The 14335-nt window shown below is 66.9% G+C and carries 19 protein-coding genes and 1 pseudogene; 8 read left to right on the top strand and 12 right to left on the bottom strand.

The annotated features are described in order from the left end of the window. Positions 1–2: 2 nt before the first annotated feature. The 4 genes from sdhA to D9R12_RS01530 form a co-directional block, all read right to left on the bottom strand. Positions 3–1796, bottom strand: coding sequence for a succinate dehydrogenase flavoprotein subunit (gene sdhA, locus D9R12_RS01545; protein WP_014160740.1), 1794 nt, complete (start codon positions 1794–1796; stop codon positions 3–5). A gap of 7 nt (positions 1797–1803) precedes the next feature. Then, a complete protein-coding gene (gene sdhD, locus D9R12_RS01540; RefSeq protein WP_014160741.1) occupies positions 1804–2196 on the bottom strand; it encodes a succinate dehydrogenase, hydrophobic membrane anchor protein in 393 nt (130 codons plus the stop codon). Beyond that, positions 2193–2588 carry a succinate dehydrogenase, cytochrome b556 subunit gene (gene sdhC / locus D9R12_RS01535; protein ID WP_043290493.1) on the bottom strand — a complete coding sequence of 132 codons (396 nt, stop codon included), beginning with the start codon at positions 2586–2588 and terminating at the stop codon, positions 2193–2195. Before sdhC ends, sdhD begins: the two co-directional genes overlap by 4 nt. A 72-nt stretch (positions 2589–2660) precedes the next feature. Then, positions 2661–2813, bottom strand: coding sequence for a DUF1674 domain-containing protein (locus D9R12_RS01530; RefSeq protein WP_014160743.1), 153 nt, complete (start codon positions 2811–2813; stop codon positions 2661–2663). Positions 2814–2852: 39 nt separating this feature from the next. On the opposite strand from D9R12_RS01530, the gene ygfZ reads away from it, so the two are divergent. After that, entirely contained in the window at positions 2853–3719 is an 867-nt protein-coding gene (ygfZ, locus tag D9R12_RS01525; RefSeq protein ID WP_122227213.1) for a CAF17-like 4Fe-4S cluster assembly/insertion protein YgfZ, read from the top strand. A 14-nt stretch (positions 3720–3733) separates the two neighbouring features. Here the strand turns inward: ygfZ and D9R12_RS15980 are convergent. The 3 genes and pseudogenes from D9R12_RS15980 to D9R12_RS01515 form a co-directional block, all read right to left on the bottom strand. Beyond that, positions 3734–3912 (bottom strand): annotated as a pseudogene (locus tag D9R12_RS15980) (glutathione S-transferase N-terminal domain-containing protein); the annotation flags it as partial. Beyond that, entirely contained in the window at positions 3909–4457 is a 549-nt protein-coding gene (locus D9R12_RS01520) for a GNAT family N-acetyltransferase (RefSeq protein WP_122227211.1), read from the bottom strand. The pseudogene D9R12_RS15980 and the gene D9R12_RS01520, both read right to left, overlap by 4 nt. Before the next feature lie 152 nt (positions 4458–4609). Beyond that, positions 4610–5428 (bottom strand): glycine zipper 2TM domain-containing protein, encoded by an 819-nt coding sequence (locus tag D9R12_RS01515; protein WP_122227209.1) that lies wholly within the window; start codon positions 5426–5428, stop codon positions 4610–4612. 169 nt (positions 5429–5597) lie between these two features. Here D9R12_RS01515 and D9R12_RS01510 point away from each other — a divergent pair, with 169 nt between their 5' ends. Together D9R12_RS01510 and D9R12_RS01505 are read left to right on the top strand one after the other, a co-directional pair. Next, positions 5598–5822, top strand: coding sequence for a DUF6116 family protein (locus D9R12_RS01510; protein WP_122227207.1), 225 nt, complete (start codon positions 5598–5600; stop codon positions 5820–5822). A 4-nt stretch (positions 5823–5826) separates the two neighbouring features. Then, the gene (locus D9R12_RS01505; RefSeq protein WP_122227205.1) at positions 5827–6591 is read left to right on the top strand and encodes a TatD family hydrolase; all 765 of its coding nucleotides are present in this window, start codon (positions 5827–5829) and stop codon (positions 6589–6591) included. Here D9R12_RS01505 and D9R12_RS01500 read toward each other — a convergent pair. Next, positions 6580–7428, bottom strand: coding sequence for a tRNA threonylcarbamoyladenosine dehydratase (locus D9R12_RS01500; protein WP_122227203.1), 849 nt, complete (start codon positions 7426–7428; stop codon positions 6580–6582). The genes D9R12_RS01505 and D9R12_RS01500 overlap by 12 nt on opposite strands. A 73-nt stretch (positions 7429–7501) precedes the next feature. Between D9R12_RS01500 and D9R12_RS01495 the strand changes: the two genes are divergently transcribed. Together D9R12_RS01495 and D9R12_RS01490 are read left to right on the top strand one after the other, a co-directional pair. Then, on the top strand, positions 7502–7918 hold the full coding sequence (locus D9R12_RS01495) for a hypothetical protein (RefSeq protein ID WP_014160751.1): 417 nt from the start codon (positions 7502–7504) through the stop codon (positions 7916–7918). 170 nt (positions 7919–8088) lie between these two features. Next, the gene (locus D9R12_RS01490) at positions 8089–8565 is read left to right on the top strand and encodes a glycine zipper 2TM domain-containing protein (protein ID WP_043290495.1); all 477 of its coding nucleotides are present in this window, start codon (positions 8089–8091) and stop codon (positions 8563–8565) included. A 105-nt stretch (positions 8566–8670) separates the two neighbouring features. Here the strand turns inward: D9R12_RS01490 and D9R12_RS01485 are convergent, their stop codons facing one another. Further along, positions 8671–8880, bottom strand: a complete 210-nt coding sequence (locus tag D9R12_RS01485; protein ID WP_014160753.1) for a cold-shock protein — start codon at positions 8878–8880, stop codon at positions 8671–8673. A gap of 234 nt (positions 8881–9114) precedes the next feature. Here D9R12_RS01485 and D9R12_RS01480 point away from each other — a divergent pair, with 234 nt between their 5' ends. The 3 genes from D9R12_RS01480 (at position 9115) to arsC (ending at position 11311) form a co-directional block, all read left to right on the top strand. Beyond that, a complete protein-coding gene (locus D9R12_RS01480; protein WP_122227201.1) occupies positions 9115–9600 on the top strand; it encodes a DUF456 domain-containing protein in 486 nt (161 codons plus the stop codon). A 182-nt stretch (positions 9601–9782) separates the two neighbouring features. Continuing rightward, entirely contained in the window at positions 9783–10955 is a 1173-nt protein-coding gene (locus tag D9R12_RS01475; protein ID WP_122227199.1) for a phospholipase A, read from the top strand. Then, the gene (gene arsC, locus D9R12_RS01470; protein ID WP_014160756.1) at positions 10955–11311 is read left to right on the top strand and encodes an arsenate reductase (glutaredoxin); all 357 of its coding nucleotides are present in this window, start codon (positions 10955–10957) and stop codon (positions 11309–11311) included. The genes D9R12_RS01475 and arsC overlap by 1 nt, the downstream gene beginning before the upstream one ends. Positions 11312–11329: 18 nt before the next feature. Here the strand turns inward: arsC and D9R12_RS15520 are convergent, their stop codons facing one another. The 3 genes from D9R12_RS15520 to D9R12_RS01460 form a co-directional block, all read right to left on the bottom strand. Further along, the gene (locus tag D9R12_RS15520) at positions 11330–11704 is read right to left on the bottom strand and encodes a hypothetical protein (RefSeq protein WP_147475035.1); all 375 of its coding nucleotides are present in this window, start codon (positions 11702–11704) and stop codon (positions 11330–11332) included. A gap of 30 nt (positions 11705–11734) precedes the next feature. Further along, on the bottom strand, positions 11735–12373 hold the full coding sequence (locus tag D9R12_RS01465) for a glutathione S-transferase family protein (RefSeq protein WP_122227197.1): 639 nt from the start codon (positions 12371–12373) through the stop codon (positions 11735–11737). Between the two features lie 372 nt (positions 12374–12745). Beyond that, positions 12746–14266, bottom strand: a complete 1521-nt coding sequence (locus D9R12_RS01460) for a fumarate hydratase (protein WP_122227660.1) — start codon at positions 14264–14266, stop codon at positions 12746–12748. Between the last annotated feature and the right edge of the window lie 69 nt (positions 14267–14335).

Raw genomic sequence — 14335 nt, 5'->3', positions numbered from 1 at the left:
GATCAGTAAACGCGCGGCTTCGGCGGGACCACGTCCACGTCCTTGCTGAGCGTGTACATGTGCACCGGACGGTAGTCGAAGCTGCACTGGCCCTTGTCGTCGACGCTGACCAGTGTGTGCTTGTGCCAGTTGACGTCGTCGCGATCGGGAAAATCCTCGTGCGCGTGGGCGCCGCGGCTTTCGTGGCGCTGTTCGGCCGAGTTGATCGTCGCCACCGCGTTGAGCAGCAGGTTGCTCAGCTCGTAGGTTTCGATCAGGTCCGAGTTCCAGACCAGCGAACGGTCGGAGACCTTGACGTCCTGGAAACTGGCAAACACCTGGGCCATCTTCTCGCAGCCCTCCTTGAGCGTCTTGCTGGTGCGGAACACGGCTGCATCGGACTGCATGGTGCGCTGCATGTTGTCGCGGATCACCGAGGTCGGCGTATCGCCGTTGGCATTGCGCAGCCTGTCCAGCAGGCCCAGCGCCTTGTCGCAGCTGTCCGGCGCCAGGGTCTTGTGCGGCGCGCCGGAAGTGATCGTCTCGGCACAGCGGTTGGCCACCGCGCGGCCGAACACCACCAGGTCCAGCAGCGAGTTGGAGCCCAGGCGGTTTGCGCCGTGGACCGAGACGCAGGCCGCCTCGCCGATGGCGTACAGCCCCGGCACGACCGAATCCGGATCGTCGCCGAGCTTGCGCACGACTTCGCCGTGGTAGTTGGTCGGGATGCCACCCATGTTGTAGTGCACCGTCGGCAGCACCGGGATCGGCTCCTTGGCCACGTCCACGCCAGCGAAGATGCGTGCGCTTTCGGCGATGCCGGGGAGCTTTTCGTTGATCACTTCCGGGCCCAGGTGGGTCAGGTCGAGCAGGATGTGGTCCTTGTGCTCGCCCACGCCGCGGCCTTCGCGGATCTCGATGGTCATGGAACGGGCGACCACGTCGCGCGATGCCAGGTCCTTGTAGTGCGGGGCGTAGCGTTCCATGAAGCGCTCGCCGTTGGCGTTGCGCAGGATGCCGCCTTCGCCGCGCACGCCTTCGGTGATCAGGCAGCCGGCGCCGTAGATGCCGGTGGGATGGAACTGCACGAACTCCATGTCCTGCATCGGCAGGCCGGCGCGCATGGCCAGGCCGCCGCCGTCACCGGTGCAGGTGTGGGCCGAGGTGGCGCTGAAGTAGGCACGGCCATAGCCGCCGGTGGCCAGCACCACGCCGTGGGCGCGGAACAGGTGCAGCGTGCCCTCGGCCATGTCCAGCGCCAGCACGCCGCGGCAGACACCTTCCTCGTCGAAGATCAGGTCCAGCGCGAAGTACTCGATCATGAAGCGCGCGTTGTGCGCCAGCGACTGCTGGTACAGCGTGTGCAGCATGGCGTGGCCGGTGCGGTCGGCGGCCGCGCAGGTGCGCTGCGCCGCCGGGCCCTCACCGAACTTGGTGGTCATGCCGCCGAACGGGCGCTGGTAGATCTTGCCGTCCTCGGTGCGCGAGAACGGCACGCCCTGGTGTTCCAGCTCGATGATCGAGGGGATGGCCTCACGGCACATGTATTCGATCGCGTCCTGGTCGCCCAGCCAGTCCGAGCCCTTGATGGTGTCGTAGAAGTGGTAGCGCCAGTCGTCCTCGCCCATGTTGCCCAGCGCCGCGGAGATGCCGCCCTGCGCGGCCACGGTGTGCGAACGGGTCGGGAAGACCTTGGTGATGCAGACCGTCTGCAGGCCCTTGGCGGCCAGGCCGAAGGTGGCGCGCAGGCCAGCGCCGCCGGCGCCGACCACGACCATGTCGTACTTGTGTTCGGTGATCTTGTATGCGGAAGACATGATGGCTTCAGTTTCCCAGTGCGATGCGGACCACGGCGAAGACGCTGGCCAGCGCACCGAGGAGACAGATGAAACGGACCAGCAGCTGCGACACCATCGCCGTCAGCGGCGCATGCACGTAGTCCTCCAGGACCACCTGCACGCCCAGTTGCGCGTGCCAGAACATGGCCAGCAGGAAGGCCACCAGCGCGATGGCGTTCCACGGCCTGGAGATCGCGTCGGTCGCAGCCAGGTAGTCGGCGTGGACCAGGCTGATGACGAAATACACGAACCAGCTCCCCAACACGATCAGGGCCAAGGCCGTGTAGCGCTGCAGCAGCCAGTGCTGCAGGCCTTCCTTGGCCGAGCCCAGGCCGCGGGCGTTCTTCAGTGGGGTGCGGAAACGCTTGGTGCTGCTCATGCCAGGGCCCCCTTTGCGAATACGCCGGCCCAGATCAGCAGCGCCAGGACCAGGCTGCCCGCACTGACCAGCCAGCCGTTGCGGGTGAAGGCGGCGATGGCATAGCCAAGTCCGCCATCCTGCGCCAGGTGGCGGATGCCGTTGAGCAGGTGATAGCTGAAGGCCCAGGTCCACAGGAACAGGAAGACCAGTCCGTACCAGGTGCCGGCCTGGGTGGACATGAAGGTCCAGGCGTCGGGGCCGGTGGCCAGGGCGACCAGGGCGGCGGCGATCAGCAACGCGCCGAGGGCCAGGATGATGCCGGTGGCGCGATGCACGATGGAGGTGACCATCTGGATCTGCCAGCGATACACCTGGAGATGCGGGGAAAGCGGTCGTTGACGTGTCGCCATTGCGTGGCTCGTTATCTCGGCTGGGCGGTCGGCAAAGGCCGCGTTGGCTGGAAGGCGCTGCCGGTGTCGACTTCAGAAGTCGACGCAGCGCCCGTTCTTTTCCCAATCTCCGTAGCGGGTCGGCTCGGGGCCGTCGCGCCCCCCGATTTCCTTCTGCGCTGGCGCCGGTTGGGGCTTCAGCGTTTCAGGATCGGGTTCGGGGATGGGAGGGGTTTGGCCTATCATGTCATTCTCGCAACGCACAAAATTTTAATCCTCACGATCTTGACTGACAACCGCCAAAATCCCGGTGAACGGGCCTTTGCCCTGACCGACCACGGCCTGGTCACGCTGCAGGGGCCCGATGCGGTGGCGTTCGCGCAGGCGCAGTTCGCCAACGATCTCAATGCCCTGGAAGCGGGCCGCTGGCAGTGGAGTACCTGGCTGACGCCCAAGGGACGGGTCATTGCCGTGTTCGCCGTGCTGCGCCCGGCCGCCGACCAGCTGATGCTGGTGCTGCCCGATGTCCCGGCCGTGGAAATGGCCGCGGCGCTCAAGCGCTTCGTGTTCCGCAAGCAGGTGGTGATCGAGGCGCCGGCCGCCCTGGAAGTCCAGGGCGCGTTGACCGCCCCGCTGCGTGCGCAGGGTGCGCTGCTGGACGTGCAGGACGGGGCGATCGAACTGGACATCGGCTCTTCGCACCAGCCGCGCCTGCTGCGCGTCAGCAGCCAGCAGGCGCCCGAGGATGTCGCCGCCCTCGCCCGCTGGCGCGACATCGACCTGCGCCACGGCCTGCCGCGGCTGGATGCCTCCCAGCGCGAGCAGTGGACCCCGCAGCAGCTATCGCTGGAACGCCTGCATGCCTTCAGCGTCAAGAAGGGCTGCTACCCGGGCCAGGAAATCGTGGCCCGCACCCATTTCCTGGGCAAGGCCAAGCGCGGCCTGGCCCTGCTGGAAGGCGATGCACTGCTGACGCCAGGTGCCCCGGTGGAAGACGGCGAACGCCACCTGGGCCAGGTCGTCAGCACCAGCAGCCACGCCCCCGGGCCAGCCCTGGCGGTGCTGCCGCTGGATCATCCGCCGGCCGACACGCTGCGCAGCGGCTCGACCATGTTGCGCAGCCATGTCCTGCTCGACGGCCTGGCGCGCTGAGCATCGGGTATGCACCCGTCCTCGCGCTCGATGATCGGCACCCTGCCATTGGCATGGCCAAAAACTCCGGCGTGCGGGTCTGGCCGCTGGTGCTGTCCACTTCCACCCAGCGGTACGGGCGGCCCAGGCGTTCCAGCACAAGCTTGACCTTGTGGCAGTTGCCGGAGGTGAACATCCCGTAGGCGGTGATCATCGCGTTGCGTTGCTGGCGTCCCACTGCGCGCGCGACTGGCCCCAGATTTCCACCGGCTTGCCGGCGTACGGCGCAGGCAGCGTGTCCATCCGCAGTAGCCGCGAGCCAAGCTTGGCAGCCACCGCCTTGGAAGGCAGGTTGTCCGGATCGATCGAGTGGATCACCTGCTGCCAGGGATGCTGTCCCAGCACCCAGTCCATCGCCGCACGCGCCGCTTCTGGTGCGTAACCCTGGCCCCAGCGATCGCGCTTGATGCCCCAGCCCACTTCCGTCCCGGGCCAGCCTTCAGGCTGCCAAGGCCCGACCCGACCGACCCAGGCGCCAGTGGCCTTCTCGAACACGAAGAAGAACCCGAATCCCTGCAGCTGCCAGGCGCCGACCACGGTGGCCAGGCTGCGCCAGGCCACCGTGCGCGGCATCGTGCCACCCAGGTGGCGCATGGCCTGCTGGTCGGCCGCAAATGCGGCCCAGTCATCCAGATCACCGGCACACGGCGGCCGCAGGATCAGCCGATCGGTGTCCAGTTGAAGTTCAAAGACGCTCATGCAGGTGTGCATCGGCTGGGGCGGACTGGTGCAGGCGGTGCCTGCGCGGGGTCAGCATACCGGTCGCGCGTGTCAAGCCGCTTTGGTATCGCGCCAAAACATAAAGAAGCCGGCTTTCGCCGGCTTCCTCTCGCTGCATGCGCGCGGACCGATCAGCCACGCGTGTCGTCCAGTGCCGCGGTCTGGGTGACGACCTTGCCGTCGATCACCGGCAGCCGATCCGAATCGGGCTTGCGGTCCAGGCGGATGGTCATTTCCTGGCCTTCGTAACGGTAGGTCACGTTGTAGCCGGCGATGTTCTTGGTGCTGCCCATCGCGATGCGGCTGCCAGGCTGGTGGTCCATGCGCATGGTCCCGGTGGTGCCATCGGGATTGCGATAGGTGACGTTGTAGCCGGTGACCGTCGAGGACTCGGAGGTGGCGGTCTCGGTGTGGCACTGGCGTTCGGTACGCTGTACCACCCGACCGCCGACATGGTTGCGGTCCACGCGGTTGCCAACGAAACCGCCGGCCACGGCGCCCGCGGCGGTGGCGACATCGCGGCCGCTTCCGCCGCCGAGCTGGTTGCCGACCAGGCCACCGATCACCGTACCGGCGACCGTGCCGCCCACGTTGCCGTCGCGTTCGGGCAGGCGCTCGTTGACCACCACGTCCCGGCAGACCTCGCGCGGGGTATTGGTAATGGTGGTTTCGCGAACGGGCTCGGTCGCAATCACGGTGGCGTACAGGGTGCCCTTGTCCATGACCGGTTCGACGCTGACCACATCGGCGTACTCCAGTTGCGCGCCAGTGGGTACGTCGCTGGCCGGCAGGACTTCACCGCTGTCCAGCGCCGAGGTCGCCGGCGCCTCGCCGTCGGCCGTGGCGAAGGTCTGCGCGGACGTGCGGTTGTTCATGTAGGCCGCCGTGGCCACGCCGCCAAACAGCAGCGCACCTGCGCCGACCAGAATCATGGTGGTGGTGTTTTTCATGGAGGCCTCCGGGCGGATGAGCCCGTATTGATGTCTGGCGCGGATTGTTGTCCTTCGAAGCTGAACAAGGTATCCACTGACAGTCCCCTAAACCGCCTGTTGCATGAATGGCGCATCGCTCCGAGGCGCGTGTTAGCGTCTTTTTTTCGGACCCAAGGCTGATCCCGCCATGCCCCACCCCGTGACATTGCCCCTGCTGAGCTGGGCGCGCCGCCTGCGCCATCCCACCCTGTTCAAGCTCGCCGCGCTGCTGTTCGCGGTCGACCTGGTGGTGCCCGACGTGGTGCCCTTCGCCGATGAAATCCTGCTGGGGCTGGGCACGCTGTTGCTGGCCGGCTGGAAGGACCGCAGGGCCCGGCCGCTGGACGCCGCATCCGGCCGCCCCGGCCGCTGAGTCGATGCTGACCGACAGTCACTGCCACCTGGATGCCGCGCTGTTCGATCCCGACCGCGAGGCGGTGCTCGCCCGCGCGCGCCAGGCCGGGGTGCTGCGCCAGGTGGTGCCGGCCACCGAAGCGGCCGCCTGGCCCAGGCTGGGTGAGGTCTGTGCGCATGATGCAGGCCTGTTTGCCGCCTACGGGCTGCATCCGCTGTTCCTGCAGGCGCACCGCCCGCAGCATCTGAATGAACTGCGCGACTGGATCGAACGCGAGCGCCCGGTGGCGATCGGCGAGTGCGGACTGGACTTCCATGTCCAGGGTCTGGACGTCGAGGACCAGCAGGGCTATTTCCGGGGCCAGCTGCGGCTGGCGCGCGAGTTCGACCTGCCGCTGATCGTGCACGCACGCAAGGCGGTCGAAGCGGTGATCATGGCCGTGCGCAAGGTCGGCGGCCTGCGCGGCGTGGTCCACAGCTATGCCGGCAGCGAGCAACAGGCCCGCCAGCTGTGGGACAGCGGGTTCATGATCGGCCTGGGCGGCCCGGTGACCTACGCACGCGCGCAGCGCCTGCGCCGGCTGGTCGCCTCGATGCCGCTGGAACACCTGCTGCTGGAAACCGATGCGCCCGACCAGCCCGATGCCGACCATCGCGGACAGCGCAACGAACCGGCACGGTTGCCGCTGGTGTGCCGGACCATCGCCGCGCTGCGCGGACAGGACCCCGAGCACATCGCCGCGGCCACCTCGGCCAACGCCACCCGGCTGTTCGGCCTACCCGCCTGAGCCTGCGGCCGTCGGCGCGCGCGCCGGCTTCAACAGCAGTTCCAGCGCGCGCCCGGCGGCGGCGAAGGCAAAGGTGCCGGTGATGTGGGTGGCCGCGCCCAGGCCGGCGCCGCAGTCCAGCTTGAGGGCGGCATCGGCCCCCAGCACCGGCCGCAGACCGCACACGCTGCCGTCCGGCTGCGGGTAGCGCACGTTTTCCAGCGAATAGACCGCCGAGATGCCGAAATAGCGCTTGGCGCCCCTGGGGAAATTGAACTCGCCGCGCAGCTTCCTGCGCACCAGCGCCAGCATGGCGTCGTGCTCGGTCCGCGACAGGTCGCGCACCCGCACCTGGGTCGCATCGGTGCGCCCGCCGGCCGAGCCGACCGTGATCATCGGCAGCTTGCGCCGACGGCACCAGACGATGGCCTCGACCTTGGTCCGGAAACTGTCGCAGGCGTCGATCACCAGGTCCAGGCCGCGGCCCAGCAGCGCGTCCATGTTCGAGGGGGTCAGGAAAGCCTCCACCGCCTCGACCTGGATTTCCGGATTGATTGCGCGGCAGCGCTCGGCCATCACCACCACCTTGTTGCGGCCGTACTGGCCATCCAGCGCCGGCAACTGGCGGTTGGTGTTGGACAGGCAGATGTCGTCGGCATCGATCAGCAGCAGCCGGCCCACGCCCGAACGCGCCAGCGCCTCGACCACCCACGACCCCACCCCGCCCATGCCGATCACCGCCACGGTGCGGTGCGAGAAGCGCTCGACAGCGCCGAGGCCATACAGGCGGTCGATGCCGGCGAAGCGTTCCTTCCAGACCGTGGAGACAGCGGGCGCGGGTATGGCGATGGCCTTCATGCGCGTAGTCTAAAGTCGGTCTTGACGCGGCGCGTCGTAACATCGGCCCCCGGACCCACCCAGAGCACGCCCCATGGCCAGCCAGACATCCCGATTCCTGTTCATCTTCATCCTTGGCCTGCTGGTCGGCGCGGTGGCCACGGTCATCGCGATGCGCTGGCTGCAGGAACGGCAGGATCCGTTTCCGCACAGCGTGATGCACGTGATGTCCAAGCAGACCGATGTACTCAAGCAGAACCTCACCGCCAACCGCTGCACCGCCAGCGATGCGATGCCGCGCCTGCAGACGCTGCGCGCGGTGGCCAACGACCTGGAGACCGCGTTCCCGGACCTGGCCGAAGACCAGCGCTTTGTCAGCCACGCCGGCCAGCTGCGCGCCACCCTGGACGGCGCACTGTCGGCCCCGCCGGTGGGTTGCCCGGATGCCAAGGCCACACTGGCCAAGGTGGGTGAGGCCTGCAAGGCCTGCCACGACGACTTCGCCCGCTGAGGCCATGGCCGGCGAACGCATTGGCTGTTGCTCGATTCCGGGGGGATTGAACGAACAGCGCCGCAGGTTGGCCTCGCATTCATGATGGGGACAACACGATGCGCGCCATATCGAGTGCTGCGCATTTATCTTTCGTTCCCCGATTCGCCGTAACGGCGAAGGAGTCTGGCATGTCCCTTCGAACCTTGACCCTGATGGCCGCCGGCGCGCTGACGCTGGCAGGCTGCGCCACCACCTCGCCGTACAACGGCTACGGCGGCAGTGGGGGCGGTTATTCCTCCGCGACTTCCTCGCGCTCGTGCGCCGACTGCGGCATCGTCACGCGGATTGACCCGGTTTCGGCCACCCGCAGCGCGCCGACCGGCACCGGCGCGGTACTGGGCGGCATCGTCGGTGCGGTGGCCGGCCGCCAGATTTCCGAGGAAACCGGTGGCAGCAAGGGCAACAAGAACGTCGCTACGGTCGGCGGCGCCGCGGCCGGCGCGCTGGCGGGCAACGCCATCCAGAACCGCGTTACCTCCGACACCTACAACATCACTGTGCGCATGGATGACGGGCGCACCGTCGTGATCACCCAGCGTGATCTGGGCGGTGTGCGCGAGAACACCTACGTCCGCGTGGTCAACGGACGGGTCGTGATCCGCTGAACCTGCTGAGGTCAGGCAGACGATGGAAAACCCGGCCTCGGCCGGGTTTTTTCTTGGCCATGGCGTGGCAACGCCGCGCACCGACGATGCGGCGCTCGGGTAATCTCATTCCGGTGTCACCGCGTCGGCCTGCAGGCCCTTCTGGCCCTGGACGACGGTGAAGCTTACTTTCTGGCCTTCCTTCAGGCTCTTGAAGCCCTGGGTCTGGATGGCGCGGAAGTGCACAAACACGTCCTCACCATTCTCGCGGCTGATGAAGCCAAAGCCCTTCGCATCGTTGAACCACTTCACGGTTCCGGTCTCGCGCTCTGCCATTGTCGTATCTCCTTGGAACAGGGGGGTCGTTTACGCCTGGTCGGGCGGCTGGTTGCAAGGAGGAAGCGAGGTAGGACGATGTAGCGGATCACTGGATCTACCGCATCAGGCCACGATTCACGGTGACCCTGGCAAGCGCAGCGGCTTGACAGTAACCCGCCGAAAATCAAAATGCAACGACCTTCAACCGACATTCATGTTTCTTCTAAGCTGCTGTTTGAAAAAGGAAAATAAGTGGAATTACAGACCATTTTGTACGTCCTGGCGGCGCTGATGATGCTGGTTGGCACAGTCGGGGTCGTCCTCCCAGTACTTCCGGGCCTTCCCTTGACCTTCGCCGGCATGCTGCTGGCGGCATGGGTCGGCGGTTTCCAGCAGGTCGGTTGGATCACCCTGACCGTGCTCGGCGTGCTGACGGCGCTGTCGGTGGTCGTGGACCTTTTGTCCACCGCCCTGGGTGCGCAGCGTGTGGGTGCCAGCCGTCTGGCGATCATCGGCTCGATCATCGGCACCTTGGCCGGCTTGTTGTTCCTGCCCATCGGGATCTTGGTCGGCCCATTCGCCGGTGCGCTGATCGGCGAAATGCTGCACGGGCGCGAACTGGGCCAGGCCACCAAGGTCGGGTTGGCCACGTGGATGGGGCTGATGCTCGGCGTGGTCCTCAAGGTCGGCCTGGCCTTCGCCATGCTGGCGGTGTTCTTCGTGGCCTGGTTCCACTGACCGGCCTACCGGCCTTCACACGCTCCATTTCATCGGATTGCCACAATCCCGACCGCCCGACGGTCCCGACATTGGGGAAGGCCACGGGCACCGCGACCACGTAGTGCATGCACAAGCTGACAGGTCCTGTCGGCGCACGGCACACTGCTGGCATCGTTCCCTCTTTCATCCAGGTCAACGCCATGCGCCCACGCCGTCCCCTGCCCCGCCTCGTTTCCCTGCTGTGCGCGGCATCGCTGCCGGGCCTGGCCCATGCCCAGACCCAGGGCGGCCTGCCAACCATCACACCGTCCTCGGTCGAAGCCTGTGCGCCGATCGAAATGGATGCCCAGCGCCTGATCTGCTATGACACGGCGATCAAGCGCACCGGGCCGACCACCCAGCAGGCCGATGCCGCCGCCGCACACTCCAGTGAAGTGACCAAGCAGCAGCGCGCACTGGACGCACCACCGCCTGATGCCCCGGTCACCGAGCGGCTCAGGCACCGCGCCGGGGCACTGTTCGCCAACGATGACTACGATGCACGCCGTGCCAACGCCGGCAAGGGTTCGCTGCTGGATTCGCGCTGGGAACTGGCGGCCGATTCGAAGCTGGGCGTCTTCCAGATGCGCGCCTACAAGCCGGTTTACCTGTTGCCCGCGTTCTGGACCTCGAAGACGAACGAGAAGCCCTCCTCACCCAATCCGGACAATACCGTCACCGTGGCCCAGGACCTGCAGAACCTGGAAGCCAAGTTCCAGCTGAGCTTCAAGACCAAGTTCGTGGAGAACCTGTTCGGCACCAACGGTGACATCTGGGGCGGCTATACCCAGAGCTCGCGCTGGCAGGTCTACAACAGCGACGCCTCGCGCCCGTTCCGCGAGACCAGCTACGAGCCCGAGATCATGATGGTGTTCCGTACCAACTACGAGCTCGGCGGTTGGCACGGCAGGTTGGCCGGACTGTCCCTCAACCACCAGTCCAATGGCCGCGGCGAGCCGCTCTCGCGCAGCTGGAACCGGGTGATCGGCCAGGTCGGCTTCGACCGCGAGAACTGGGCGCTGGTGGTGCGGCCGTGGTACCGCATCTCCGATGGCGACGACGATGAGAACCCCAACATCGAGGACTACATGGGACGTGGCGACGCGACCCTGACCTACGTTCGCGAAGGTCACGAATTCTCGCTGATGGGCCGGCATTCGCTACGCAGCGGCGATGACTCCCATGGCGCCCTGCAGGCCTCCTGGGGCTTTCCGATCGAGCGCAACCTGCGCGGTCACATCGAGATCTTCCACGGCTACGGCGAAAGCATGATCGACTACAACCACAAGGCCACCTACATCGGCCTGGGCATCTCGCTGCTGGAGTGGTACTGATGCAGGGCATCACCATCTGGCACAACGCGCGCTGCAGTGCTTCGCGGCGCGCGCTGGAGCTGATCCGTGATGCCGGCTTCGAACCGCAGATCGTCGATTACCTGCGCGATCCTCCGGACCGGGAAATGTTGAACGGGGTGCTTGCAGCCGCCGGCCTGTCGCCGCGCGCGCTGCTGCGCGACAAGGAGCCGGCCTACGCGCAGCTGGGCCTGGACGATCCGGCCATCGACGACGCCGCGCTGGTCGAGGCCATGCTGCGCAACCCGGCGCTGATCAACCGGCCGGTGGTCATCACCGAACGCGGCACGCTGCTGTGTCGCCCGCCGGAGCGGGTGCTGGAGATCCTGCCGGTCTGAGCCGCGGCGCCAGGCAGCCTATTCGAGATAGCCGCCGCAGGACACGATGCAGCCATGCCAGGTTCTAGTGCAGGACCCGTAATCGGGGCTGGGGTCGACGCAGGCGCCACCACCGGGATTATTGACGATCTGGCAGCGCTGTTTGTCCGAATCCTTGACCCAAGGTGAGCACCGCTGTTCGACGTGGTCCCGCCGCGCCTGGCAGCTGCCTTGCGAACCTTGCGCGATGGCCTCGGCCGCGTTGTTGCAGTTGTAGCGCTGCTGGTCGCACTGCTCGGCGCAGATCGCGCCCGCCGGGGTGGTTGGCCGATGTACCACCGGCCCCCGGCAGCCTGTCAGGACCAGCGTCGAAAGGAATGCCGGTGCCGCACGTATCGAGATTCTTTCCTTCATGGCCACGTTCCTTGTGCCCGCACTTGCAGGTCATTGCCAGTCGGTGATGCCTTCGCGGCGGTAGGTTTCCTGGAAGGCCGGGCGCGCCTTCATGAGCGCGGCATGGGCCTGCAGCGCGGGCCAGCTGTCGGTGGGGCGCGGCATGTTGCGCGACCAGCGCATCAGCATGGTCAGCACGAAATCGGCTGCCGAGGGCTGCTCGCCCAGCAGGTATGGCCCGCTGGCGGCCAGGTGCGCGTCAACCTGCTGCCAAGCCTGTTCCAGGGTGGCCCGCGAGGAGGCTTGGATCAGCTCGACATGGGCCGGGCCGGCCGGTTCGTCCGGATAGAACCAGCCGCGGTAGGCCGGCATCAGCGTGTAGGCGCACAAGCACATCCAGCGGTAGTACGCCGCCCGCGCCTGAGTCCCAGGCGCCGGCGCCAGATTTGCCTGCGGATACAGGTCGGCCAGGTGCATGGCGATGGCCGCCGATTCGGTCAGCACCTGTCCGTCCAGCACCAGCGTGGGCACGCGGCCCTGCGGGTTGAGCTTGAGATACTCGGGCGACTTCTGCGCGCGAGTATCGAAGTCGACAAGCTCCAGGCGATGGGCAATGTCCAGTTCGATCAGCAGCCAGTGCACGACGAGGCTGGCGGTGCTGGGGCTGTAGTACAGGATGGCTTCGGTCATTGAGGCGACTCGTGCGTGTGATGGAAGCAGGTCCAGTCCTCCACCAGATGGCCACCGCGGCCCGGTAGCCCCTGCCAGGTGCTGCAGCATGCGGCCTGGACGCGAATCCGCGCGGTCCCGTCGTGGCTGGCGCTGACCGCATCGATAGCACCATCGTGGACCGCGTGTAGGGTGTGGCACCGGCGCGCGACAACCTAGCCGCCTTCGGGCTGGCAGGGCGCAACAGGGCGCAACAGGGGCGCAGGAAGCGGTTTTCCCGCCTGACGTACGCAGCCAGCCTGCAGCGCAGTGCCCACGGCGGCATCACCATAGCCTCATCCAGCGCTCCATGCCTTCTCAATCCGAAGACAGCGCCGGAGGATGCACCCCGGCCTACGCCGGCTCGACCACCACCGGAATCTTGCCGATCTTGGCCTGCCACTGGCGCGGGCCGGTCCTGTGCACCGACTCACCGGTCGAATCGACCGCCACGGTCACCGGCATGTCCTGCACGGTGAATTCGTAGATCGCCTCCATGCCCAGGTCTTCGAACGCCAGTACACGGGCGGCCTTGATCGCCTTGGACACCAGGTACGCAGCCCCACCAACGGCCATCAGGTATACCGACTTGTGCTGCCTGATCGCCTCGATCGCCGCCGGACCGCGCTCGGCCTTGCCGACCATGCCCAGCAGCCCGGTCTGCGCCAGGATCTGCTCGGTGAACTTGTCCATGCGCGTGGCGGTGGTCGGACCGGCCGGGCCGACCACCTCATCGCGCACCGGGTCGACCGGGCCGACGTAGTAGATGAAACGACCCTTCAGGTCCACCGGCAGCGGCTCGCCTCGGTTGAGCATCTCGACCATGCGCTTGTGCGCGGCATCGCGCCCGGTCAGCAGCTTGCCGTTGAGCAGCAGCACTTCGCCGGGCCTGAAGCTGGCCACCTCTTCCGGGGTGATGGTGTCCAGGTCGACGCGACGCGCGCCGCGCGGGTTGTAGGTCAGCCTGGGCCAGTCTTCCAGCGAGGGCGGATCGAGCATCACCGGGCCGCTGCCGTCCAGGGTGAAATGGGCGTGGCGGGTGGCGGCGCAATTGGGGATCAGCGCCACCGGCAGGTTGGCGGCGTGGGTCGGGAAATCCTTGACCTTGACGTCCAGCACCGTGGTCAGCCCGCCCAGGCCCTGGGCACCGATGCCCAGCGCGTTGACCTTTTCGTACAGTTCAAGACGCAGCTCCTCGGCGCGGTTGCAGGCGCCGCGGGCCTGCAGGTCGACGATGTCGATCGGCTCCATCAGCGCTTCCTTGGCCAGCAGCATCGCCTTCTCGGCGGTGCCACCGATGCCGATGCCGAGCATGCCCGGCGGGCACCAGCCGGCGCCCATGGTCGGCACGGTCCTGAGCACCCACTCCACGATCGAGTCGGATGGGTTGAGCATGGCGAACTTGGACTTGGCCTCAGAGCCGCCGCCCTTGGCCGCGACGATCACATCGACCGTGTTGCCCGGCACGATCCTGACATTGACCACCCCCGGGGTGTTGTCGCGCGTGTTGCTGCGCTTGCCGGCCGGATCGGCCAGCACGCTGGCGCGCAGCTTGTTGTCCGGATGGTTGTAGGCGCGGCGAATGCCTTCGTTGACCATGTCCTCCACGCCCATGGTGGCATCGTCCCAGCGCACGTTCATGCCCACTTGCAGGAACACGGTGACGATGCCGGTGTCCTGGCAGATGGGGCGATGGCCCTCGGCGCACATGCGCGAGTTGATCAGGATCTGGGCGATGGCGTCCTTGGCCGCCGGCGACTGCTCGCGCTCGTAGGCGGCGGAGAGGTTCCTGATGTAGTCGACCGGATGGTAGTAGCTGATGTACTGCAGCGCGTCGGCGACGGACTGGATCAGGTCTTCCTGTTTGATGGACACAGGCGCGGTGGACGCAGGAACGGCGGCGGAGGTGTGCAGGTTCACGGCGGGCTCGACGCTGGCGGGAGA

It is taken from the genome of Pseudoxanthomonas spadix (assembly GCF_003703395.1).
GTDB classification, from domain to species: Bacteria; Pseudomonadota; Gammaproteobacteria; order Xanthomonadales; family Xanthomonadaceae; genus Pseudoxanthomonas_A; species Pseudoxanthomonas_A spadix.
The sequence above is the reverse complement of the archived record's forward strand: the minus strand, read 5'-3'. Positions and strand labels throughout refer to the sequence as shown.

Bases quoted from the DNA above. Each gene is read 5' to 3' on its own strand.
- sdhA (WP_014160740.1), bottom strand. From the start codon at position 1,796: ATGTCTTCCGCATACAAGATCACCGAACACAAGTACGACATGGTCGTG.
- D9R12_RS01510 (WP_122227207.1), top strand. From the start codon at position 5,598: ATGCCCCACCCCGTGACATTGCCCCTGCTGAGCTGGGCGCGCCGCCTG.
- D9R12_RS01505 (WP_122227205.1), top strand. From the start codon at position 5,827: ATGCTGACCGACAGTCACTGCCACCTGGATGCCGCGCTGTTCGATCCC.
- D9R12_RS01515 (WP_122227209.1), bottom strand. From the start codon at position 5,428: ATGAAAAACACCACCACCATGATTCTGGTCGGCGCAGGTGCGCTGCTG.
- D9R12_RS01530 (WP_014160743.1), bottom strand. From the start codon at position 2,813: ATGATAGGCCAAACCCCTCCCATCCCCGAACCCGATCCTGAAACGCTG.
- D9R12_RS01520 (WP_122227211.1), bottom strand. From the start codon at position 4,457: ATGAGCGTCTTTGAACTTCAACTGGACACCGATCGGCTGATCCTGCGG.
- sdhC (WP_043290493.1), bottom strand. From the start codon at position 2,588: ATGGCGACACGTCAACGACCGCTTTCCCCGCATCTCCAGGTGTATCGC.
- D9R12_RS01500 (WP_122227203.1), bottom strand. From the start codon at position 7,428: ATGAAGGCCATCGCCATACCCGCGCCCGCTGTCTCCACGGTCTGGAAG.
- D9R12_RS01490 (WP_043290495.1), top strand. From the start codon at position 8,089: ATGTCCCTTCGAACCTTGACCCTGATGGCCGCCGGCGCGCTGACGCTG.
- D9R12_RS01465 (WP_122227197.1), bottom strand. From the start codon at position 12,373: ATGACCGAAGCCATCCTGTACTACAGCCCCAGCACCGCCAGCCTCGTC.
- sdhD (WP_014160741.1), bottom strand. From the start codon at position 2,196: ATGAGCAGCACCAAGCGTTTCCGCACCCCACTGAAGAACGCCCGCGGC.
- D9R12_RS01495 (WP_014160751.1), top strand. From the start codon at position 7,502: ATGGCCAGCCAGACATCCCGATTCCTGTTCATCTTCATCCTTGGCCTG.
- D9R12_RS01475 (WP_122227199.1), top strand. From the start codon at position 9,783: ATGCGCCCACGCCGTCCCCTGCCCCGCCTCGTTTCCCTGCTGTGCGCG.
- D9R12_RS01485 (WP_014160753.1), bottom strand. From the start codon at position 8,880: ATGGCAGAGCGCGAGACCGGAACCGTGAAGTGGTTCAACGATGCGAAG.
- D9R12_RS15520 (WP_147475035.1), bottom strand. From the start codon at position 11,704: ATGAAGGAAAGAATCTCGATACGTGCGGCACCGGCATTCCTTTCGACG.
- arsC (WP_014160756.1), top strand. From the start codon at position 10,955: ATGCAGGGCATCACCATCTGGCACAACGCGCGCTGCAGTGCTTCGCGG.